We start from the raw sequence: 21,560 nt of genomic DNA, 5'->3' as shown, positions 1-21,560 counted from the left end.
GCGGCCCCCGCGCTCCCGAGACCCCCTGCTCCCGCAGGACAAGGAGGCATCCGTGACCGGCCGCCGCTGGTACGTCCCCTGGCTCTTCCTCACCCCGGCGCTGGCCGTCGCCACGGCCTTCTTCCTCGTCCCCTTCGCCAACACCGTCGTGCTGTCCTTCACCGACGCCAGCACCCTGGGCGGAGGCACCTTCACCGGGCTGCACAACTACGTCCGGCTCGCGCACGACCCCGACTTCTGGCTCTCGGTGCGGAACACCGCCCTCTACGTCGCCGTCGTGGTGCCCTGCATGGTCGTGCTGCCGCTGCTGCTCGCCGTGCTCGTCCAGCGCCGGGTCGCCGGCATCGGCTTCTTCCGCGCCGTCTTCTACTCGCCGGTCGTCGCCTCGATGGTGGTCGCGGGCCTGATCTGGTCGTGGCTGCTGTCCAGCGACGGCCTCGTCAACTCCCTGCTGCGCGGACTGCACCTGGTGGACGCGCCGCTGCCCTTCCTCACCGACGCCCGGATGCTGCTCCTCGGCTCCATGGCCATGACCGTGTGGAAGGGCCTGGGCTACTACATGGTCGTCTACCTCGCCGCCCTCGCCAACGTCCCCCGGTCGCTGCTGGAGGCCGCCGAGGTCGACGGCGCGGGCCCCGTGCGCCGCTTCCGCAGCGTCACCCTGCCGCTGGTCCGGCCCACCATGGTGCTGGTCGCCACCCTGTCGGCCATCGCCGGCGCCAAGGTCTTCGCGGAGGTCTTCACCCTCAGCAGCGGCACCGCCGGACCGGGCGGCGAGGCCCGCACCCTCGTCTACACCATCCGCGAGACCGGCCTCGGCCTCGGCGGCGAGGCCGGCTACGCCTCCGCGATGAGCCTCGTCCTCTTCCTCGGCACCCTCGGCCTGTCGGTCGCCGTCACCCGCCTCAACACCCGGGAGGAGCGCGCATGACGTCCCTGCACACCGGGGCCGCCGCATCGGCGTCCGCACCCGCCTCCGCCTCCGCCGACGACCGGACCGCCGGTGCCGCCCCCGGACCGGCCCCCCGCACCCGCGACCCGCGCCGCGCGCGCCGCGCCGCCGGCCTCGCGGTCCGCTACCTGCTGCTCACCGCCGTGCTGGTCCTCACCGTCGGCCCCTTCCTGTGGCAGCTGTCCACCTCCCTCAAGGGCAACGGCGAGCGGGTCTTCGGCTACCCGCCGCAGCTCGTGCCCCACCACCCGACGCTGCGCCACTACGGCGAGGTCCTCGACACCGTGCCTGTCCTGCGGTACGCCGGGAACTCCCTGGTCGTCGCCGTCGGCTCCGTCGTCACCAACTGCCTCTTCGGGTCCATGGCCGGGTACGCGCTCGCCCGGATGCGGTTCCGCGGCCGGGCGGTCGCCGTCGGCGTCTTCCTCGCCACGATGATCATCCCCTTCGAGAGCATCATGGTCTCCGAGTTCCTGGTGGCCCGCTCCCTGCACCTCACCGACACGCTGCTCGGCGTCATGCTGCCGCTCGCCGCCTCCGGCCTGTCGGTGCTCCTCATGCGCAACGCCTTCCGCCGGCTGCCCGCCGAGGTCGAGGAGGCGGCCGTCCTGGACGGCGCGGGGGAGTGGCAGCGCTTCCGGAGCATCGCCCTGCCGTCGGCCCGCGGCACCCTCGCCGCCGTCGCCGTCTTCAGCTTCGTCTTCGCCTGGGACGACTTCCTCTGGCCGCTCGTCGTGCTCTCCGACCCGGCCCACTACACGCTGACCGTGGGCATCCAGTACCTGTCCGGCACCTTCACCAACGACCAGCGGGTGATCGCGGCGGGCACGATGATGGCCGTCGTGCCGCTGCTCGCGCTCTTCTTCGCCCTGCAGCGGCTCTTCTTCCGAGGCGCAGGCGAGGGGGCGGTCAAGGGATGAGCACCACGGACACGGGAACCGGCACCGGTACGGACACCGGCACGGCCACGGCCACGGGCACCGGCACGGAGGCGGCGCCCCCGGACCGGGACGCTCCGCGCGAGCCCAAGCACGAGGTGCTGCGCCGCGCCCTGCTCGACCTCGTCGAGGCCGGCAGCCCGCACCAGATGCTCCCCAGCGAGCGGGAGCTGATGCAGCGCTACGACGTCAGCCGGGTCACCGTGCGGCGCGCCGTGGAGCGCCTCGGCCAGGAGGGCCGCATCTACCGCGTCCAGGGCGCGGGCACCTTCGTCGCCGAACCGGCGACCATCAGCAAGTCGCTGCGCCTGACCTCCTTCTCGGAGGACATCCGCGAGCGCCGCATGGTCCCCGCCGGCCGGCTGCTCGTCCTGGAGCGCGTCCACGCCGACGTCACCAACGCCCGCGACCTGTTCGTCGAGCCCGGCGCGCCCCTGGTGCACCTGGAGCGGCTGCGCACCGCCGACGGTGAGCCGATGTGCCTGGAGAACGTCTGGCTGCCCGAGCAGCTCGTGCCCGGACTGCTGGAGCACGGCGACCCCGGCTCCCTGTACGGGTGGCTGGAGCGGGCCGGGTCCGCACCCGAGAGCGCCGAGCAGACCGTCCGCGCCACCGTCGTCGACGCCCGGCAGGCCGCACTGCTGCACGTGCCGCCGCAGTTCCCCGCCCTGCACGTCGAGCGGGTCACCCGCGACGGCCGCGGCCGCGCCGTCGAGCGCGCCGTCAGCCTCTACCGCGCCGACCGGTACGACTTCCGCCTCACCATCACCCGGGAGCGCCGCACATGAACCCCGCGGACCCCTCCGCGCCCGCACCCGCCCGCCCCGTCCCCCCGCCCGTCCCCGTGCTCGCCGTCGACATCGGCGGCACCACGACCACGGCCGCCGCCGTCCTCCCCGGCCACCGCATCGCCGCCCGGGCGGCCGCGCCCACCCCGGCGCAGGACGGCCCCGACGCCGTCCTCGCCACCGCGCTGCGCCTGGCCCGCGCCGTCCGCGACGCCGCGGCCGACCGCGGTGCGGCCGCCCCGGCCGCCGCCGGCGTCGGCACGGCGGGCGTCGTCGGCCCCGACGGCCGCACGGTCGCCGCGGCGACCTCCGCCCTCCCCGGCTGGGCCGGGACCGCGGTCGCCGACCGGTTCGAGGAGGCGCTCGGCGTCCCCGCCACGGTCCTCGGCGACGTCCAGGCGTTCCTGGCCGGCGAGGCCGCCGCCGGGGCCGCCCGCGGCGCGTACCTCGCCGTCGCCGCGATGGCCGGGACCGGCATCGGCGGCGCCGTCGCCGTCGGCGGGCGCGTCCTGCGGGGCGCGTCCGGGGCCGCGGGCCACCTCGGCCACGTCCCCGTCCCCGGCGCGGAGGGCCGGCCCTGCCCCTGCGGGCGCGACGGCCACGTGGAGGCGCTGGCCTCCGGGCCCGCGATGGCCGCCGGGGTCCGGCGGCTGCGGCCCGGCCTGCCGGTGCCCGACCTGCGCGCGGCGGCCCGGCTGGCCCGCGACGGCGACCCCGCCGCGGCCGGCGTGCTGCGCGCCGGCGGCGAGGCCCTGGGCACGGCCCTGGCCGGGGTGGTCGCCGTCCTCGACCCGGACGTCGTCGTGCTCGGCGGCGGCGTCCTGGCCGCCGGGCCATGGTACGCGGACGCCCTGCGCTCCGCCCTGGCCCGGCACACCCTGCCGCTGCTGCGCGCGGTCCCGGTCGTGCAGTCGGTGCTGGACGCGGACGCCGTCCTCCTCGGCGCGGCGGCCGAGGCCCGCGCCGCCCTCGCGGACCCCGCCCCCGCCGCTCCCGGCGCACCCGCCGACGCCGTTCCCGCCCACCCGAACGGAGCCACCGCGTGACCGCCGGCCCCGGCCGCCCCACCGCCCCGTACACCGCCGCCCCGCACGCCACGGTCCAGCGCCCCGGCGGCAGGCCCCGGATCGCCCTCGTCCCCCTCGACGAGCGCCCCGCCTGCACCGCGCTGCCCCGCATGGTCGCCGCCGTGGCCGGCGCCGACCTGCTGCTGCCGCCCGCCGCCGCCCTCCCCGCGCTGCGCCGCCCCGGCGACCCCGCCGCGCTCGGCTCCTGGCTCGCCGCCACGGACGCCGACGCCGCCGTGGTGTCCCTGGAGACCCTCGGCCACGGCGGACTCATCGCCTCCCGCACCCGGCCGGCGACGGTCGCCTCCGCCACCGCCGCCTGGGAGCCCCTGCGCGCGCTCGCCGCCCGCGGCACCCCCGTCCACGCGGTCACGCTCGTCACCCGCACCCCCGACTCCGCCGACGCCATGGAGGAGCCCGCCTACTGGGACCCCCACGGCCCGGACCTCCACCGGCTCTCCGCCGCCCTGCACCGCGCCGCGGACGGGGAGGCGGGCGCCGCCGCCGAGGCCCGGGACGCCGCCGGCCGTGTGCCGCCGGAGGTCCGCGCCGACTTCCTCACCCGGCGGCTGCGCAACCACGCCGTCAACCTCGCCGCCCTGGAACTGGCCGCCGACGGCACCGTCCGCTCCCTCGTCGTCGGCGCCGACGACACCGCCCCCCACGGCCTGGCCACCGCGGAGCTGCACTGGCTCGACCGGTGGGCGGACTGGCTCGGCCTGCGCGGCCGCGTCGCGGTCCGCCCCGGCGCCGACGAGGCCTGCACCGCGCTCGTCGCCCGCACCCTCCTCGGCCTCCTCGGCGGGGGACCGGTGGTCGTGCGCGTCGAGGCCGTCGACCCCGCCGGACTGCGGCGCACCGCCCCGTACGAGAACGTGCCCGTCGGCACGACCGCCGCCCGCCAGCTGGAGGCGTGCGGGGCGACCGCCGTCGCCCCGGAGGGGCCCGCCCCGGACGCCGTCCTCCTCGTGCACACCCCCGACGGGGCCGGCGACTGGGCCGTCGCGCCGCCCGCCGCCACCGACCCGGCCCCGTCCGCCGCCCTGGCCGCCCGCGCCGCCCGCCTGCTGGACGGGGGCCACGCCGTCGCCGTCGCCGACTGCGCCCAGCCCAACGGCGCCGACCCGGCCCTGGTCGCGGCGCTCGCCGCCGAGGGCGTCCTGGAGCGGCTCACCTCCTACGCGGGCTGGAACACCGCCGGCAACACCCTCGGCACCGTGGCCGCGCACACGGTGGCCGCCGTCGCCGCGCGCCGCACCGGCCGCTTCGACGCGGACGCCCACCGCAGGCTCCTGCTCCACCGCCTCCTGGAGGACTGGGGGTACATGGCGTCCGCCCGCGGCCGGGCCCGTGCCGCCCTCGGCAGCGACCCCGCCCGCCACGACCGCGTCCCGGCGGACCACCCCGTGCTCGCCGCCGTCGCCGCCGACCTCGCCGCCTGCCGCGACCGGCTGCCCGGCTTCGGCGGCCTGGCCGTGGACCCCCGGTCCGTCGTGCTGCCGTGGAACCGCACCTTCGAGGTCGACTTCGCCCTCACGCAGGGCGCCGCCGCCGTCCCGGCCACCGCCGACGTCCCGGTCACCGCCGTCCCCGTCACCGCCACCGGCCCCGCGGCCGGCGCACGTCCGGCCGAGGAGCAGGAGTGACGAACCGTCAGGACGGCAGGCCGTCCCGCACCCTGACCGCCGACGTCGCCGTCGTCGGCGGCGGCCTCGGCGGTGTCGCCGCCGCCCTCGCCGCCGCCCGGGCCGGGCGCACCGTCGTGCTCACCTGCGACCAGCCCGTGCTCGGCGGCCAGGTCACCTCGCAGCTCGTCCCCGCCCTCGACGAGCACCCCCACGTCGAGCAGGGCGGCGTGTCCGCCTCCTACCGGGAGTTCCGCACCCTCGTCCGCTCCCGCTACGGCGGCCTGGCCAACCCGGGCGGCGGCTGGGTGAGCCGCCTGTGCTTCGAACCCGCCGCCGCCGAGCAGGCCCTCGCCGACCTGCTCGCCCCCCACGTCGCCGCCGGCCGGCTGCGCGTCCTCACCGGCGTCCGCCCGTACGCGGCGCGGCGCGACGGGGACCGCCTCGCCGAGGTCCACCTGGCCGAGGCCCCCCCGCCCGCGACCGCCCCGGACCGCCCGGGGCCGCAGGACGGCCCCGCCGGGGCGGACGGCCGTCTCGCCCTCGCCGCCGACGTCTTCTGCGACGCCACCGAGACCGGTGAGCTGCTGCCCCTCGCCGGCGCCCCCTGGACCGTCGGCTCCGAGGGCCGCGACGCCCACGGCGAGGGCCTCGCCCTGCCCGGCGGCCCGCAGCCGCACGCCGTGCAGTCCTGCACCGTCGGCTTCGCCGTCGAGCACCGCCCGGGGGAGGACCACACCGTCCCCCGCCCCGCGGGCTACCGGCGCTGGCGCGACTCCCAGCCCTTCACCCTGGAGATCGCCGGCTGGGACGACCGCCTCCACCGCTACCGCATGTTCGCCGACGGCCCCGACGGCCACCCGCCGTTCTGGACCTACCGGCGGCTGCGCGACGGCGCCCTGCTCGGCGGCCGCGACACCGCCCTGGTCAACTGGGCCGGCAACGACTACGCCGACGCCTCCCTGATCCACGAGCCCCGCCGCGCCCGCGCCGAGGCCCGCGCCCTCTCCCTCGCCTTCCTCCACTGGCTGCAGACCGAGTGCCCCCGTGACGACGGCTCCGGCCGCGGCTACCCCGGCCTGCGCCTGGCCCCGGCCGCCGCGGGCACCCCCGACGGCCTGGCCGCCGAGCCCTACGTCCGCGAGTCCCGGCGGCTGCTCACCGACCGCCCCGTGCGCGAGCAGGACCTGCTGCCCGTCCCCGGGCAGGCCCGCGCAGCCCACCGGCACGACGGCGCCGGCGTCGCCTGGTACCACCTCGACCTGCACGCCCGGGTCGGGCACCCGCAGTCCGCGTACGCGCCCACCGCGCCGTTCCAGGTGCCGCTCTCCGCCCTCGTCGCCGACACCCCCGCCAACCTGCTGGCCGCCGCCAAGAACCTCGCCGCCACCCAGGTCGCCGCGGCCGCCTACCGGGTCCACCACGGCGAGTGGGCGGTCGGCGAGGCCGCCGGGGCGCTGGCCGCGCACGCCGCCGGACGCGGCACCGGCCCCGCCCGCGTCGTCGCCGACCCCCGCGAACGCGCCCTGCTGCAGCGCACCCTCGCCCGCGACGGCGTCCCCCTCGCCTGGCTGCTCGACGTCGCGTCCGACGACCCCCTCTTCCCCTCCGCCCACCTGCTCGCCGCAGCGGGCGGCCTCGCCGGTCCGCGGACCGGCACCCTCGACGCCCTCCCGGACGAGCCCGCCACCGGTGCCGACCTGCGGGCCCTGGCCGCCGCCGCCGAGCGGCTCGCGCCCGGTGCCGCCGCGTCCGCCGGACCGGCGGCCCCCGGCTCCACCTGGCGGGACGTCACCGCCGCCCTCGGGACGGCCGTGGACCGGGCACTGGACCGCAGTGCCCGCAGCTGAGAAAGGCAACCGGTGTACCCCCACGACACATCGCCCCGCCGCACACCGCAGCGGCCCCTCCCGCAGGCGCTCGCCGGCGGCCTGGTGGTCTCCTGCCAGGCGCTGCCCGGCGAGCCCCTGCACGGACCGCACTTCATGGCCGAGATGGCCAGAGCGGCCGAGCTCGGCGGCGCCGTGGGCCTGCGGATCAACGGCCCCGCCGACGTCGCCGCCGTCCGCGCCGCCAGCAGCCTCCCGGTGATCGGCCTGTGGAAGGACGGCGACGAGGGCGTCTACATCACGCCCACGCTCCGCCACGCCCTCGCCGTCGCCGAGGCGGGCGCCGACATCGTCGCCCTCGACGCCACCGGCCGCCCCCGCGGCGACGGACTGGACCTCGCCGCCACCGCCGCCGCCCTCCACGCGCGCGGCACCCTCGTGATGGCCGACGTCTCCACCCTCGACGAGGGCCTCGCCGCCGCGGCGGCCGGCGCCGACCTGGTGGCCACCACCCTCTCGGGCTACACCCCCGCCAGTCCCGCCCGCAGCGGGCCCGACCTGGAGCTGGTCGCGGCCCTCGCCGCGCGCCTCGCCGTGCCCGTGGTCGCCGAGGGCCGCATCGCCACCCCCGAGCAGGCCGCGGCGGCCCTGGCCGCCGGCGCCGCCACCGTCGTCGTCGGCGGCGCCATCACCCGCCCGGCCGCCCTGACGGCCCGCTTCGCCGCCGCCCTCAGCACCGAGGAGACCCCGTCGTGACGCCCCCCGGACCCGCCGCTTCCCCCGCCCCCGCCGCCCCCGCGCCCCGCACCGGCACCGTCGACTGCCACGTCGTCACCCACGTGCACTGGGACCGGGAGTGGTACCGGCCCTTCGAGGCGTTCCGCGCCCGCCTTATCGAACTCGCCGAACGGGTCTGCGCCGAACTCGACGACGGCCGCATGCGCACCTTCCACCTCGACGGCCAGACCATCGTCCTCGCCGACGTCGCCGCCCTCCGCCCCGACCTCGCCGACCGGCTGCGCGCCCACGCCGCCGCCGGCCGCCTCACCGTCGGCCCCTGGCACGTCCTCGCCGACAACCAGCTCGTCTCCGGCGAGAACCTGGTCCGCAACCTGCTCACCGCCCGCCGCCACGGCGCCGAGGCCGGCGCCCTCGCGGGCGTCGGCTACTGCCCCGACGCCTTCGGCCACCCCGCCGACCTGCCCCGCATCCTGCGCGGCTTCGGCATGGACACCGCCCTCGTGTGGCGCGGCGCCCCCGACGGGGTCGCCCGCTTCCGCTGGCGCTCCCCGGACGGCTCCGAGGTGCTGGCGGCCTCGCAGGGCTACCACGCCGCCGAGGTCCTCTGGCCGGAGCCGGACGGCGACGACGGGCGGGCGGCGCGCCTCAAGGAGTTCGCCGCCGCCGAGCGCACCCGCCTCCCCGAGGGCCCCTGGCTGCTGATGAACGGCGGCGACCACCTCGCGCCCACCGACCCCGCCGCCGCGCTGCGCGCCGTGGCCGCCGCGGCCGAGGAGCAGGGCACCGCCCTGCGCGAGAGCACCCTGGAGGAGTTCTTCGCCGCCGCCCGCAGCGCCGCCGCCGGCGGGGACCTGCCCGTCGTCGAGGGCCCGCTGCGGCACCGGCCCGGCCGGCTCACCTTCCTCCTCCCCGGCACCCTCTCCGCCCGCATCCGCCTCAAGCAGGCCAACGCCGCCTCCCAGACCCTGCTGGAGCGCTGGGCCGAACCGCTCACCGCCCTCCACGCCCCGCACGACGCCGCCCTGCACGCGGAGCTGCGCCACGCCTGGGAGCTGCTGCTGCGCAACGCCCCCCACGACTCCCTGTGCGGCTGCAGCGTCGACGAGGTCCACCGCGAGAACGAGGTCCGCTTCGACCGCGTCCGCCAGGCCGGCGACCACGTCGTCCGCCGCGCCCTCGCCGCCTCCGGCCTCGACACCCGCCTGTACGGGGACCCGGCCGCGGACACCGCCGCCTTCGCCGTCCTCAACCCGCACGCCGACACCGCGAGCGGCCCGGTCCTCGTCGAGATCCTCACCGCCCCCGGCCGCCACCCGCAGGCCGTCACCGCCCCGGACGGCACCGACGTCCCCTTCGCGTGCGAGACGCTCGGCAAGGAGACCGCCTTCGAGGCCGACCTGGACCTGCTGCCCGACTCCCGGCCCGCCGTGCGCCACCGCCTGGCCCTGCTCGCCCGCGACGTCCCGCCGCTCGGCCGCGCCGTGCACACCGTCCGCCTCGGCGACGCGCCCGCCCCCGCCGCCGGCGTCCGGACGGAGGCGGACACCCGCACCCTGCCGCTCCCCGGCGGCGCCCGCGCCGAGGCCGCCGACGACGCCTCGCTCACCCTCCGCCTCGCCGACGGCACCGTGCTCCCCGGCCTGGGAAGGCTGCTCGACGAGGGCGACCGCGGCGACACCTACACCTTCGACCCCGTCCCCGGCGACCGCCCCGCCGCCCCCCGGCTCACCGCCGCGCGCCGCCGCACCTCCGCCGTCCGCACCGTGCTGGAGCTCGACGCCGTCCTCGACCTGCCCGCCGGCCTCACCCCCGACCGCGCCGCCCGCCTCCCCGGGACGACCGCGCTGCCGGTCCGCATCGCCGTGGAGAGCTGGCACGGGCACGCGCCGCTGCGCTGGACCGTCCGGTTCGACAACACCGCCGACGACCACCGGCTGCGCCTGCACTTCCCCACCCCCGGGGCCCGCGGCCGCTGGACCGCCGACGCCCACTACAGCCTCCTCGACCACCCCACCGGCCCCGACCTCGGCCCGCTCCCGCAGGAGCGCGCCCACGAGGCCGAGTGCGGCGCCGTCCCCGTGCAGAGCGTCTCCGCCGTCGGCTCCGGGGCGCTGCGCGTCGCCGTCGCGGCCCCCGGCCTGCCCGAGCGCACCGGCATCGCGCCTGAGCACAGCCCCTCGGGCGCCGAGGAGCTCGCCGTGACCCTGCTGCGGTCCGTCGGCTGGCTCTCCCGGTTCGACCTGGCCTCCCGCACCACCGGCGCCGGGCCCATGCTCGCGACCCCCGAGGCCCAGTGCCGCGGCCCGCAGCGCTTCGACCTCGACGTGCTCGTCGGCGAGGACGGGGACACCGCCGGGGAGCCCGGCCTCGCCCGGCTCGGCGCCGCCGCCCGCGCGCCGCTGCACGCCCTCCAGGTGCGGCCGGGGACCGCCCCGCGGCCCGTCCTCGACCCCGGACTGCGGGTCGAGGGGGCGCTGCTGACGGCGCTGAAGACCGCCGAGGACGGTGACGGCCTGGTCCTGCGGATCTCGAACCCCACCCGGTCGGCCCTCACCGCCCGCCTCCGCCTGCCGGCCGGGCTGCACGCCGTGCCGGCCCGGCTCGACGAGTCGCCGGCGGACGGCCCCGCCCTCGCGCCCCCCGCCGTGCCGGGCGGTCCGGTGGAACTCCCGCTGGGCCCCTGCGGCCTGCTGACCCTGCGGCTCACCGCCCCGCCCGTGCGGTAGGGCGGCGCCCGGGGCGGTGCCGGCCTCCCGGTCCCGCCCCGGGTCCGCCGGGCGGTCCCGGAACCCCGCCGGCCCCGACGGGGGTCCGCACGGCAGGAACGCACGGCCGGGACGCACAGCAGGGACGAACGGCAGGGACGCACAGGTGGTCCGTACGGCAGGGACGCACGCCACCGCCCCCGCGCGTCGCGGGGGCGGTGGCGTGCCTTCCCGTGGGCAGGGGGGAGGGCCCCGGGGACCGGGGCCCTCCCACCGCTGCCGGACCTAGGCGGCGCTCACCGGTGGCAGTGCCGGTAGCCCTGGTGCCAGACCGGGGTCCAGTAGCCCGCGTGCCAGCGGTGGTGGCGGTCGCGGTGGCCCCTGTGCCAGGTCCGGGTCCAGTGGCCCGCGTGCCAGGCGCACCTCTCCCGGCCGTGGCCGCGGGCGTGGTCCCGACCGCGGTCGCGGTCGCCGTCGTGGCCGTGGTCGTAGGACGCGGCGGCCGGGGCCGCCGTGCGGGCGGGGACGGCCGCGGCGGCCGAGGCCGAGGTGAGCGTGGCGCCGCCGACGAGTGCGGTGGCGGCCGCACCGAGGGCGAGCGTGCGGACGAACCGGTTTCCCATAATGGGTTTCTCCCTTTCCGGAGAGCGGGTGGAACGCTCCATTCCTACCACCGGAAACCGGGCGGGGAATCCTCGTTTCATCCTTTCGGCGGCAATTCTCCAACCTCCGGAAGAAACTTACGCCGCCTTTATGTCCGTCTTGCCAGTGAGCAGCAAAACCGCTGCTCATGGGGATCCCGGAGGCTGCCGGGCGGCCGCCGGGCGGTCATCGGGAGCGCCCGGCGGGAGAGGGGCGGTGCGCGGTCCGGAAAACCGTCGCCGTCCAGGGTGCGACCCACCGCCCCGTCGGCGGAACGCGGAAAACACGCATCGCGGAAAACGCGGACCGGGGAAAGCGCGGTCCGGAGGAATGCCGGCCGCCTCCGACCGCCTGTCTCGCACCGGCCGCCTCCGACCGGCCGCCTCCGACCGGCCGCCTCCGACCGGCCGTCCTGGCCGTCCCGGCCGGGGCCGTGCCGGTACCGGGAAACGGCCGCGCCCCCGCCCGGGGAGGGCGGGGGCGCGGGGCGGAGGCGTCAGCCGGCCTGGCTGCTGTCCTTGAGCGAGCCCCAGCCGTGCCACCGGTCGACCTCGATCCAGGCGCTGACCCGCGCGCGGTCCCGTCGCGGGTAGTCCTTGCCCGTGTACTGCCGGGACAGCCGGTCGATGTCGGCGAGGCCCTCGTCGTCGCGGATCCCGACGACCCGTCCGATGATGCTCACGTGGGTGTACCAGTCGCCCTCGTCCAGCACGGTGAGCGTGACCCGGGGGTCGTTGCGCAGGTGCTCCAGCCGCTTGCGGCCCTCGTCCATGTTGACCAGGACCCGGCCGTCGTCCCAGAGGTACCAGGTGGCCGTCGACACCGGCTGGCCGTCGGACCGGAGCGTGGTGATGACCGCCGGGTTCGGCTTCCTCAGCATGGCGACCGCGGCCTCCGGGAGCGGCGGGTTCGACATGGGCTCTCCTCCTGCTGTCGTACCGGTGTCCACACCCCCCGGCGCCGGCGGTGCGGGTGCGCCCCGCGGCGTCCGTGCCCACAGTGCCACACCCGGGCCGCCGCACCCCGCATCCGCTCCCCGCGGGTCCGCCCCGCCGCCCGGGGTCCGCGCACCCCCCTCCGTGCAACCCCCGCCGTGCCACCCCCCGCCCCGCTCCGCCGTGCCGTGCCGCGTGTCCACGGACCGGAAGCGGTGAACGCGCGATATCCGGCGGTGCTATATTTCGCCGCATGCCGCACACCGCCGCGTCCGCCATGATGCGAATGATGCCCCCGACACCGGAGGCGCTTCGCTAGCGAAGCCGTGTGCGCGCACGACGCGACGGACCCTCCGGAAACGGAGGGTCCTTTTTGTTGTCCCCGTGTGGAATCCGAAGGGCCCGCCATGTCCTGTCCCCCCGTCATCTCCCTCACCGACTGCGCCGACCCCAACGCGGTGGCCCGGCAGTCCGCCCGGATCGCCGCGCTCTTCGGCGCCACGCCGAGCCTCCTCCCGCTGGCCGGCCCGGACCCGGAGGGCGCCGCCGCTCTCACCCTGCTCGACCTGCTGCGCTCCACCGGCCTGACCGGCGGGCCGACCCACCCGACCGTGGTGCTGGTCAACATCGCCCCCCGGGACGGCCACTGGCCCAACGGCGCGCCGTTCTGCTGGTTCCGCCACGGGGAGCACCTGGTCGTCAGCACGCTGAACCCCCGGGTCCTCGCCCCGCTTGCGGCCTACCTGGGCCTGGAGGAGGTGCAGGTCACCGACGTGCGCGAGGTCCTGGAGGCCGCCGCGGCGCAGTGGGCGCGGCTCGGTCCGGCCGAGGTGGAGGAGATCGCCCGGACCCAGTTCCGCAGCCTCTGGTACGCGCCGCTGCTGGCCCGCTGGCTGGTCGACGGCCGCCCGGTCCCCGCGCAGCCGCACGCCGTCCAGGCCCCGGAGCCCGCGGAGGTGCGGGTCGCCGTCGTGGACAACTTCGGCAACTGCAAGCTGGACCGGCCCGCCGCGGCCCTCCCCGGCGCGGACGGCGCCGACGGACCGGGCGGCGCGGACGCCCTGCCCGTCCGCAGCCGGCGCGACGGCCGGAGCGTCCTGGTGCGCCGCTACGACCGGCTGCCCGACGTGCCGTACGGCGAGCCCGGGATCACCGTCGGGAGTTCGGGAATCGGCTTCGCCGAACTCGTGGTGCGCGGCGGCTCCGCGTCCGCACTGTTCGGTCTGCGTGAGGGCGACCCGGTCTTCCGTCTCACCAGCTGACATGTTGTCGCGGTGTTATCGGAAGGTGATCGCCGCAATTGACACCGCGCTCGGCCGCCCGGAATGCTGAAACGCATGTCCGGACCCTTCCCGCTGGTACGCCGCCGCCACGTGGACCACGTGCGCTGTGCCGCCGACCTGTGCCGCTGAGCGCGCGACCCAGGCCCCTCCCCCCGTACCGTCCCTCTCCGGACTCCCCTGTGAAGGAAACCCCCGTGCTCCGTCTCCGTACCCTTGTCTCCGCATGCGCGGGCGCCGCCCTCGCCCTGGCGGCCTCCGCGTGCGCCCCCCAGCCCGAGGCGAAGCCCGCGTCTGCCGCGGCCGCACCCTCCGGCAAGGCCGCCTCCGCCTGCACGCCGGACAGCCCGCACCTGTACCGCAGGGGCCGGCTGACCGTCGCGACGGACTCCCCGGCCTACGCGCCCTGGTTCCAGGACAACAAGCCCGCCAACGGCAAGGGCTTCGAGAGTGCGGTCGCGTACGCGGTGGCCGGGAAGCTCGGCTTCGACCGCAGCCGGGTGACGTGGGTCGTCGAACCCTTCGACAACTCCTACGCCCCGGGCGCCAAGAACTTCGACTTCGACATCAACCAGATCTCCGTCACCCCCCAGCGCGCCAAGGCGGTGGACTTCTCCACCAGCTACTACACGGCCAGCCAGGGCGTCCTCGTGCTGGACGGGTCGCCGTACGCGAAGACCGCGTCGCTGGCCGGGCTCAAGGGCGCCAGGATCGGCGTGCAGGTCGCCACCACCAGCTACCAGGCCGTGCTCGACCGGATCGGGCCCTCGCACCGGCCCAGCGTCTTCAACACCACCAACGACGAGATCCGCGCCCTGCAGAACGGCCAGATCGACGCGATCGTCACCGACATGCCCACCGTGTTCTACCTGGCCGGCGCCGAGCTGGAGCACGGCAGGATCCTCGGCCAGTTCGGCTACAGCGGCGGCACGCCCGAGGAGTTCGGCCTGCTCCTGAAGAAGGGCAGCGGACTGACCGCCTGCGTGAACCGCGCCCTCGCCGACCTGAAGGCCGACGGCACGCTGAAGAGGATCACCGACCAGTGGCTGTCCGCCTCGGCCGACGTCCCCGAGCTGAAGCAGTAACGGACCCGCCATGGAACACGGCACCACCGAACCCGGCACCGCCGGGCCCGAGAACCAAGCCGTACCGGACCGGCCCACCCCGACACCGGCACCCGGCACACCCGCCCCCGGCGCACCGTCCAGCGGCGCACCGGCCCCCGTGGCACCGGCCACCGGGGCTGCGGAGGAGGAGCACCGGCCGAGCCCCCGTGAGCAGGAGCGGGAGCGGTTCCGGCGCTCCCGCCGCCGGCGCGACACCTGGATCGCCGCCCTGTCCACCCTGGCCTTCCTGGGGCTGCTGGCGGCGGCCGCCGTCGCCTCCCCGGGCTGGGACCGGGTCCACGGCCTCTTCCTGGACGCCGGGGAGTTCCGGGCGGCCCTCCCCGAGATCCTGCAGGGCTTCTGGCTCAACGTCAGGATGTTCCTCGTCGCCGAGGCGCTGATCCTGGTCCTCGGGCTCGCCGTCGCCCTGGTGCGGGTGACCCGGGCACCCGGCCTCCAGCCGCTGCGGCTGGCCGCGACCGTGTACGTGGACGTCTTCCGCGGGGTGCCGACCCTGCTGCTGGTCTTCCTGGTCGGCTTCGGCCTGCCGGCCCTCCGGCTGCAGGGCACCCCGTCGCAGCCGTGGGTGCTCGGCGTGATCGCCCTCGTCCTCTCCTACACCGCCTACGTCGCCGAGGTCCTACGCGCCGGACTGGAGTCGGTCCACCCCGCCCAGCGCAACGCCGCCCGGGCGCTGGGGCTGAGCGGTTCGCAGACCCTGCGGCACGTGGTCCTGCCGCAGGCGGTGCGGAACGTGCTCCCGCCCCTGCTCAACGACTTCATCGCCCTCCAGAAGGACACCGCCCTGGTCGCCGTCCTCGGTCCCCTCGAAGCCCTGCGGGTCGCCCAGATCAAGGCGGACTACGACTTCAACTACACCCCCTACCTCGGGGCGGCGCTGCTCTTCATCGCCGTGACCGTCCCGCTGACCCGCGTCGCCGACCGCCTGCAGCGGCGGGCGGCGCAGCGCACCCGGGCGGAGGCGGCCCGGTGAACGAGCCCCTGCTGAGGATCCGCGGCCTGCACAAGCGGTACGGCTCCCGCACGGTCCTGCGCTCGGTCGACCTCGACGTCGCCGAGCACGAGGTCGTCTGCCTCATCGGCGGCTCGGGCTCGGGCAAGTCGACCCTGCTGCGCTGCGTGGACCTGCTGGACGTCGTCGACGACGGCACCGTCCACCTGGGCGGCACCGAGCTGACCGACCCCCGCCTGGACGCCGACGTCGCCCGCCGGCGGATCGGCGTCGTCTTCCAGGCGTACAACCTCTTCCCGCACCTGAGCGTGCTCGACAACATCACGCTCGCGCCCCGGATCGTCCACGGCGTGCCGCGCCGGCAGGCCGAGGAGACGGCCCGCGGACTGCTGGCCAGGCTCGGGCTCGCGGACAAGGAGCGGGACCACCCCGACCGCCTCTCCGGCGGGCAGCAGCAGCGCGCCGCCATCGCCCGCGCCCTGGCGACGGAGCCTGAGCTGCTGCTCCTCGACGAGATCACCTCGGCGCTCGACCCGGAGCTAGTGGGGGAGGTCCTCGACGTGGTCGCGGACCTCAAGCAGCGGGGGATGACCATCCTGATGGCCACGCACGAGATGGGCTTCGCCCGGCAGGTCGCCGACCGGGTCTGCTTCCTGGAGGACGGTGTGATCCGGGAGGAGGGCACTGCGGAGCAGGTGCTGACCGATCCGCGGCACCCGTCGACCCGGCGCTTCCTCTCCCGGGTGCTCGACCGGCGCTGAACCGGACCGGGCCGGCGGCGCGCCCCGGCCCGGTCCGCCCCGGCCCGCGCCCGCCCGTCCGTCCGAACCGGCCCGTCCGAACCGGCCCGTCCGGGTCAGCCGTGCCAGACGGCCGCCACGGCCCCGGCCGCGGCGGCCGCCTGCGCGTGTCCGGCGCGGGCCGCGGCGGGCCTGCGGGCGTGGTCGAGCGGGTTGCGGCCGAAGGCCCTGCGGGAGGCCCGGTCCGGGGTGAGGAGGACGGCCTCGGTGCCGCCCGCGGCCAGCTCCGCGACATGGTCCGCCGCGCCCGGCCCCGGCCCGACGGGCCGCGGCAGCGGGGCCAGCACCACGACCCGCCCGTACCCCCGGACGAGGTCGGCATTGGTGGTGGAGCGGACGCCGCCGTCCATCCACCGGCGGCCGTCCGCGGCGATCGGCGGCCAGATGCCCGGCACCGCGCAGCTCGCCGCGACGGCCCGCGGCAGGTCCACCCCGCCACCCGCGTCGAAGGTGCCCACGGCCCCGGTGGAGACGTCGACGGCGGCGACGCGCAGCGCGCGGCCGGGCCACTCCCGCACCCCGGTCAGGGAGGCGACGGCGGTGAGGACCTCGTCCTCGCCGACGCCGGTGCGGACGCTCCGGGCGAGCCGTCCCAGGCGCCGCCGTGCGCGTCCGGGGTCCCTGGTGCCGTGGACCGCCCACAGGAACCGGGCGGTGGCGGCGAGGGAGATCCGCAGGTCGAGGCCGTCCCGGCCGCCCTCCAGCTCCCTCCCGTAGAGCCGGTCGGGAGGCTCGCCGGAGGCCAGCCGGGTGCCCAGCACGGCGCCCGCCGAGGTGCCGAGCACGAGGTCGGCGGTGGTGAGGTCGACCCCGGCCCCGGCCAGTCCGGCCAGCACGCCGGCCTGCCACGCCTGCGCGGTGTACCCGCCGCCCCCCAGCACCAGTGCCGTGCCCGCCATGGTCCGCCCCTCCCCGAGCCGGTAAACGGGGACTGCTCCCCGTTTTGCCCGCCGACGATAGCATCGGGGCGGACGGGCGGCCCACCCTCGGGGGATCCGGGCGGGAACGGGCGGCGGCGGACCGGCGGCGGACGGGAGCGGGCGGGCGGATGGAGGCGGACGGGCGGAGTGCGGCGCCCCTGCGGCGTGACGCCCGGCGCAACCGGGAACGGCTGACGGCCGCCGCCGCCGAGGTCTTCGCCGAGCAGGGCCTCGACGCCCCCCTGGACGAGATCGCCCGTCGCGCCGGCGTCGGCAACGCCACCCTGTACCGGCACTTCCCCGACCGCGCCGCCCTCGTCGGCGCCGTCTTCCGGGGCGTCCTCGCCGACACGGCGCGCGCGGGCGAGGAGGCCCGGCGCAGCGAGGACGCCTGGGCCGGGCTCACCGCCTACCTGGAGCGGATCTTCGCCGGGCTCGCCGCCGACCGCGGCGCCAACGACCTCATGACCACCGGCATCCCCGGCGTCGCCGCCCTGGAGGTGCTCCACGCCGAGAACCGGGAGACCGTCTCCCTCCTGGCCGCCCGCGCCCAGGCCCAGGGCGCCATGCGCGACGACGTGAACGCCGAGGACCTGCTCTTCTCCTTCGCCGCCCTCGGCCGCGCCGTACCGGCCCTCACCGCCGCCGCCCCCGACGCCTGGCGGCGCTACCTCGCCCTGCTCCTCGACGGCCTGCGCGCCGGCGGGCCCGTCCCGCTGCCCGGCACCCCCCTCACCCGGGACGGGCTCGGCGCCGTGCTGCGCGACCTCGGCCCCCACCGGTCGGCCTGACCCCGGCACGGACGCCCGGCCGGCCCCGTCCGCGCGGCCTGCCGCCCTGGCGACCGCGCCCCCCGCGGGGAGCTCCCGCGGTGGAGGAGGGCGGCCCCGGCCGGGCGTAGGTTGTGCGGTGGGGTGCGGCGCGCGCCCCCGCACCCCGAGGGAGACCCCATGGACCTGTACGACTTCCCCCTGCGCACCCTGAACGGTGCGCCGACCTCGCTCGCCGACCACCGCGGCAAGGTGCTGCTGCTGGTGAACGTCGCCTCCAAGTGCGGCCTGACCCCGCAGTACGAGGGCCTGGAGCGCCTCCAGCAGCGCTACGCCGACCGGGGCTTCACCGTGCTCGGCTTCCCCTGCAACCAGTTCGCCGGGCAGGAGCCGGGCACCGCCGAGGAGATCAGCACCTTCTGCTCGACCACCTACGGGGTGTCCTTCCCGCTGATGGAGAAGATCGAGGTCAACGGCGAGGGCAGCCACCCGCTCTTCGCCGCCCTCACGCAGGTACCCGACGCCGACGGCGAGGCCGGCGACGTCCAGTGGAACTTCGAGAAGTGGGTCCTCTCGCCGGAGGGCGAGCCCGTGGCCCGCATCCGGCCGCGCACCGAGCCGGAGGCGGAGGAGGTCGTCAAGGCGGTCGAGTCCCACCTCCCGCGCTGATCCGGCGTCCGGCCCCGCCCGCCGGGTCCCGGCCCTGACGGGGCCGGACCGGCCGGCCCGGGTGCTCCCGGCGGGCGGCGGCGCCGCCTCCCGGGCGGGGCCCCGGGGAGCTCCTCCGCCCGGGACGTGAGCCTCCCGCAGCCGCAGCCGCAGCCGCAGCCGCAGCCGCAGCCGCAGCCGCGTCCCCGGCCGCGTCCGTCCGCCCGAGCCGGGACCCGCCGCAGCCGCCCGCGGCCGTGTCGGCCCGCCCGCCCGAGCCGGGACCCGCCGCGGCCCCGGCGCGGGCGGACGCCGCCGCGACGTTCCCCGCGGCCCCCGGGCCGGGAAGTGGAAGGCGGCGACCCGCCCCGCGTCGACCGCGCGGCCCGGGCGTGCCCCTCGGACCGGACGTGAAGGCCCCCTCCCGCGGGCCGCACCCGGTGCGCCGGGCGGGAGCCCGGGGCGCCTCTCCGTGGCCGCTCGTCGTGAAGTCCCGCCGACGGCCGTGGGAACAGTTCTTACCAAGAGTTTTCCAAATTCCGTCCCACCCTTCCCACGGGCGTGCCGCGCCGGGGTCCGAAAGCCGCTCCTCCGCGCGTTCGGGCCCCGGCCGATCCCCGGCCGAATGGCCGGTTCGCGCCGCCCGGGCGGCCCCGGCCGACGGCTTCCCCGGGTCCCTGCGGCCGGCGGCCCGGCGCGCGGAAGGCGGGGGCCGAACGGCCGTTGCCCTGGTGCGGCCCGGGATCCTCGGTGTGCGGAGGGGCGGTCGCGGGCCTCGCCGCGCGGTCCGCCGGAGGTGCCTGGCCGGCCGCCAATTCCTTGGACGAACCATTGGCTGAATTGTCTTCATATCCCTCTTGAGGCGGAGGAGTTGCTTCCGGAGAACTGCCTGAATAGCGATCTTGACTGCCCTCGAAGGCCTGTGCCAGAGTCTCCGACGTCGCGTCCGGGGCGGTGGCCCCCACCCGCCGGAGCGAACGGCGGAAATCGTTCCGTTTGTTTTCCGGATGCGTATTGCCGACGTATTCCCCTTCGTGGTGCGGACGTTGTATCGGCGCCCGTACCACGGGCCCGCACGTCCGCAAGGCGGCCGCCGGCTCCTGCCTGCCGAAAGGCCCTGTTCTTCCTTCCCGCGCCTTCCACGTCCTCGCAAGGATCCCCATGGGCAAGATCGCCGTTCTCACCAACGACCTCCAGGCCGACGTGGTCCACAAGACCCCCGAGCGCACGTCGGCGATGGCCGAGGCGCAGCCTCACTTCACCGCCTTCCTCGACGAGATGCGCCGGCGCGGCCACGCCGTCTACCACCTGCAGCTGGTGAACCTGCCGGACGACCCGAACGTGGAGCGGGACCTCGACGGCACCCTGCCCCTGCAGCGCGGTTCGGAGGGGGCGGCCATCCTGGCCGACTTCCTCGCGGAGGGCGACGTCGTCGTGGAGAAGAACAAGGACAGCGGGTTCTACGAGACCGAGCTGCACGACCGGCTGCAGGAGGCCGGCGTCGACACCGTCCTCGTCACCGGACTGCAGACCCAGATCTGCGTCCAGACCACGGCGGCCGACGCGTTCTTCCGCGGCTACAACGTCTGGGTCCCCTCCGACTGCGTGGTGTCCGGCAATCCCGAGGACCGCGACCGCGCCCTGGAGTGGCTCGGCGGCTACTGCGCCACGGTGGCGGACTCGAAGGAGATCTTCGCCGTGCTCGACGCCGAGGGCGGGCTCCCCCGCAAGGTCGTCAAGATCCTCCCCTAGCGGACCCCGGTACGGCCGCCGCCTCCCCCCACGACGTCCCGAAGGGACCGACTCCACATGACAAGCCCGGTGACCGGCTCCGGCGAGGTCGTGCTCGACCACGGCAGCGGGGCCCAGCTCAGCCACGAGCTGATCTCCCTCATCGTCGAGACGCTCGGCGACGTCTACATCGGCGAGATGGAGGACAGCGCGATGCTGTCCCTCCCCGCCAGCAGGATCGCGATGACCACCGACTCGTTCGTCGTCGACCCGCCGTTCTTCGGCAACGGCGACATCGGCAAGATCGCGGTCTGCGGGACCGTCAACGACCTCGCCGTGGTCGGCGCCAGGCCGCTCTACCTGACCCTCGGCATGATCCTGGAGACGGGGCTGCCGATCGACCGCCTGGTCCGGGTGCTCACCTCGATCCGGGAGACGGCCCGCGAGGCCGGCGTCCTCATCGTCTGCGGCGACACCAAGGTGGTCCGCAAGGGCGAGGCCGACCAGATCTACCTCAACACCGCCGGCGTCGGCGTCTTCGAGCGCACGCCGCTGCGGATGCGCGACGTCCGCCCGGGCGACCGGGTCGTCCTCAGCGGGCCGATCGGCAACCACACCGTCCACCTGCTCTCGATCCGCGAGGGGCTCGGCTTCGAGCAGCGGGTCCTCAGCGACTGCGCGCCGCTCAACGGGCTGCTCGACGACCTGTTCACCGCGGTCGGCGAGGGGGCCGTGCACTCCGTCCGGGACGTCACCCGGGGCGGCCTGGCCGCCGTGCTGCACGAGTACGCGGCCTCATCGGGGCACACCATCCGGATCGAGCAGGCCGCGCTCCCCGTCCAGTTCGAGACCGTGATGGCCACGGACATGCTGGGCATCAACGCCATCCACGCGGCCAACGAGGGCTGCGTCTGCCTCTTCGTGGACCCCTCCGCCGAGCAGGAGGTGCTGGCCGCGCTGCGCTCGCACCGCTACGGTGCCGACGCCGTCACCGTCGGCGAGGTCACCGAGGACGCCGGGGCGGTCGTGCTGATGCGCGACGCCGACGGCCGCGACTCCGTCGTCGAGGAGCTCCAGGGCTCCGAACTGCCCCGGCTCTGCTGAGCGGGG

The 21,560-nt window shown here is 76.9% G+C and carries 19 protein-coding genes; 16 read left to right on the top strand and 3 right to left on the bottom strand.

What is annotated here, in order from left to right; translation table 11 throughout:
* Window positions 1-52: 52 nt before the first annotated feature.
* From LO771_RS18125 to LO771_RS18090, 8 genes are read left to right on the top strand one after another with little or no spacing between them, the layout of a single operon-like run.
* Window positions 53-931 (top strand): carbohydrate ABC transporter permease, encoded by an 879-nt coding sequence (locus LO771_RS18125; protein WP_230653688.1) that lies wholly within the window; start codon window positions 53-55, stop codon window positions 929-931.
* The gene (locus LO771_RS18120) at window positions 928-1,872 is read left to right on the top strand and encodes a carbohydrate ABC transporter permease (RefSeq protein WP_230653685.1); all 945 of its coding nucleotides are present in this window, start codon (window positions 928-930) and stop codon (window positions 1,870-1,872) included. The genes LO771_RS18125 and LO771_RS18120 overlap by 4 nt, the downstream gene beginning before the upstream one ends.
* The gene (locus LO771_RS18115) at window positions 1,869-2,678 is read left to right on the top strand and encodes a GntR family transcriptional regulator (RefSeq protein WP_230653682.1); all 810 of its coding nucleotides are present in this window, start codon (window positions 1,869-1,871) and stop codon (window positions 2,676-2,678) included. Before LO771_RS18120 ends, LO771_RS18115 begins: the two co-directional genes overlap by 4 nt.
* On the top strand, window positions 2,675-3,724 hold the full coding sequence (locus LO771_RS18110; protein WP_230653679.1) for an ROK family protein: 1,050 nt from the start codon (window positions 2,675-2,677) through the stop codon (window positions 3,722-3,724). The genes LO771_RS18115 and LO771_RS18110 overlap by 4 nt, the downstream gene beginning before the upstream one ends.
* Window positions 3,721-5,391, top strand: a complete 1,671-nt coding sequence (locus LO771_RS18105; protein WP_230653676.1) for a DUF4127 family protein — start codon at window positions 3,721-3,723, stop codon at window positions 5,389-5,391. The genes LO771_RS18110 and LO771_RS18105 overlap by 4 nt, the downstream gene beginning before the upstream one ends.
* Window positions 5,388-7,220, top strand: a complete 1,833-nt coding sequence (locus tag LO771_RS18100; protein WP_308188933.1) for an FAD-dependent oxidoreductase — start codon at window positions 5,388-5,390, stop codon at window positions 7,218-7,220. The genes LO771_RS18105 and LO771_RS18100 overlap by 4 nt, the downstream gene beginning before the upstream one ends.
* A gap of 12 nt (window positions 7,221-7,232) precedes the next feature.
* Window positions 7,233-7,955, top strand: a complete 723-nt coding sequence (locus LO771_RS18095; protein WP_230653675.1) for an N-acetylmannosamine-6-phosphate 2-epimerase — start codon at window positions 7,233-7,235, stop codon at window positions 7,953-7,955.
* Window positions 7,952-10,666 (top strand): hypothetical protein, encoded by a 2,715-nt coding sequence (locus tag LO771_RS18090; RefSeq protein WP_230653674.1) that lies wholly within the window; start codon window positions 7,952-7,954, stop codon window positions 10,664-10,666. The genes LO771_RS18095 and LO771_RS18090 overlap by 4 nt, the downstream gene beginning before the upstream one ends.
* A gap of 275 nt (window positions 10,667-10,941) precedes the next feature.
* On the opposite strand, the gene LO771_RS18085 is transcribed toward LO771_RS18090, so the two are convergent.
* Together LO771_RS18085 and LO771_RS18080 are read right to left on the bottom strand one after the other, a co-directional pair.
* Window positions 10,942-11,268 carry a hypothetical protein gene (locus tag LO771_RS18085; RefSeq protein ID WP_230653671.1) on the bottom strand — a complete coding sequence of 109 codons (327 nt, stop codon included), beginning with the start codon at window positions 11,266-11,268 and terminating at the stop codon, window positions 10,942-10,944.
* A 515-nt stretch (window positions 11,269-11,783) separates the two neighbouring features.
* A complete protein-coding gene (locus LO771_RS18080; protein WP_230653668.1) occupies window positions 11,784-12,203 on the bottom strand; it encodes a PPOX class F420-dependent oxidoreductase in 420 nt (139 codons plus the stop codon).
* Window positions 12,204-12,629: 426 nt separating this feature from the next.
* Here LO771_RS18080 and LO771_RS18075 point away from each other — a divergent pair, with 426 nt between their 5' ends.
* The 4 genes from LO771_RS18075 (at window position 12,630) to LO771_RS18060 (ending at window position 16,342) form a co-directional block, all read left to right on the top strand.
* Window positions 12,630-13,484: an SAM hydroxide adenosyltransferase gene (locus tag LO771_RS18075; protein ID WP_230653666.1), complete on the top strand. Its 855-nt coding sequence runs from the start codon at window positions 12,630-12,632 to the stop codon at window positions 13,482-13,484.
* Window positions 13,485-13,699: 215 nt separating this feature from the next.
* Window positions 13,700-14,587 carry an ABC transporter substrate-binding protein gene (locus LO771_RS18070; RefSeq protein ID WP_230653664.1) on the top strand — a complete coding sequence of 296 codons (888 nt, stop codon included), beginning with the start codon at window positions 13,700-13,702 and terminating at the stop codon, window positions 14,585-14,587.
* A 10-nt stretch (window positions 14,588-14,597) separates the two neighbouring features.
* The gene (locus LO771_RS18065) at window positions 14,598-15,602 is read left to right on the top strand and encodes an amino acid ABC transporter permease (RefSeq protein WP_230653662.1); all 1,005 of its coding nucleotides are present in this window, start codon (window positions 14,598-14,600) and stop codon (window positions 15,600-15,602) included.
* Entirely contained in the window at window positions 15,599-16,342 is a 744-nt protein-coding gene (locus LO771_RS18060; RefSeq protein ID WP_230653660.1) for an amino acid ABC transporter ATP-binding protein, read from the top strand. Before LO771_RS18065 ends, LO771_RS18060 begins: the two co-directional genes overlap by 4 nt.
* Before the next feature lie 95 nt (window positions 16,343-16,437).
* Here LO771_RS18060 and LO771_RS18055 read toward each other — a convergent pair whose 3' ends face one another.
* The gene (locus tag LO771_RS18055) at window positions 16,438-17,280 is read right to left on the bottom strand and encodes a patatin-like phospholipase family protein (RefSeq protein ID WP_230653658.1); all 843 of its coding nucleotides are present in this window, start codon (window positions 17,278-17,280) and stop codon (window positions 16,438-16,440) included.
* A 149-nt stretch (window positions 17,281-17,429) separates the two neighbouring features.
* Here LO771_RS18055 and LO771_RS18050 point away from each other — a divergent pair, with 149 nt between their 5' ends.
* From LO771_RS18050 to hypE, 4 genes are all read left to right on the top strand, one after another.
* A complete protein-coding gene (locus LO771_RS18050; RefSeq protein ID WP_230653656.1) occupies window positions 17,430-18,092 on the top strand; it encodes a TetR/AcrR family transcriptional regulator in 663 nt (220 codons plus the stop codon).
* Window positions 18,093-18,251: 159 nt separating this feature from the next.
* Window positions 18,252-18,740, top strand: a complete 489-nt coding sequence (locus LO771_RS18045) for a glutathione peroxidase (protein WP_230653654.1) — start codon at window positions 18,252-18,254, stop codon at window positions 18,738-18,740.
* A 1,140-nt stretch (window positions 18,741-19,880) separates the two neighbouring features.
* Complete coding sequence (locus tag LO771_RS18040; RefSeq protein WP_230653651.1) at window positions 19,881-20,471, top strand: cysteine hydrolase family protein; 591 nt, start codon at window positions 19,881-19,883, stop codon at window positions 20,469-20,471.
* 57 nt (window positions 20,472-20,528) lie between these two features.
* Window positions 20,529-21,554, top strand: coding sequence for a hydrogenase expression/formation protein HypE (gene hypE / locus LO771_RS18035; RefSeq protein WP_230653650.1), 1,026 nt, complete (start codon window positions 20,529-20,531; stop codon window positions 21,552-21,554).
* The last annotated feature ends 6 nt before the right edge of the window (window positions 21,555-21,560 follow it).

The sequence above is a fragment of the Streptacidiphilus sp. ASG 303 genome, from assembly GCF_020991365.1.
Taxonomy (GTDB): domain Bacteria; phylum Actinomycetota; class Actinomycetes; order Streptomycetales; family Streptomycetaceae; genus Peterkaempfera.
This window is presented reverse-complemented; position numbering and strand designations above follow the sequence as displayed.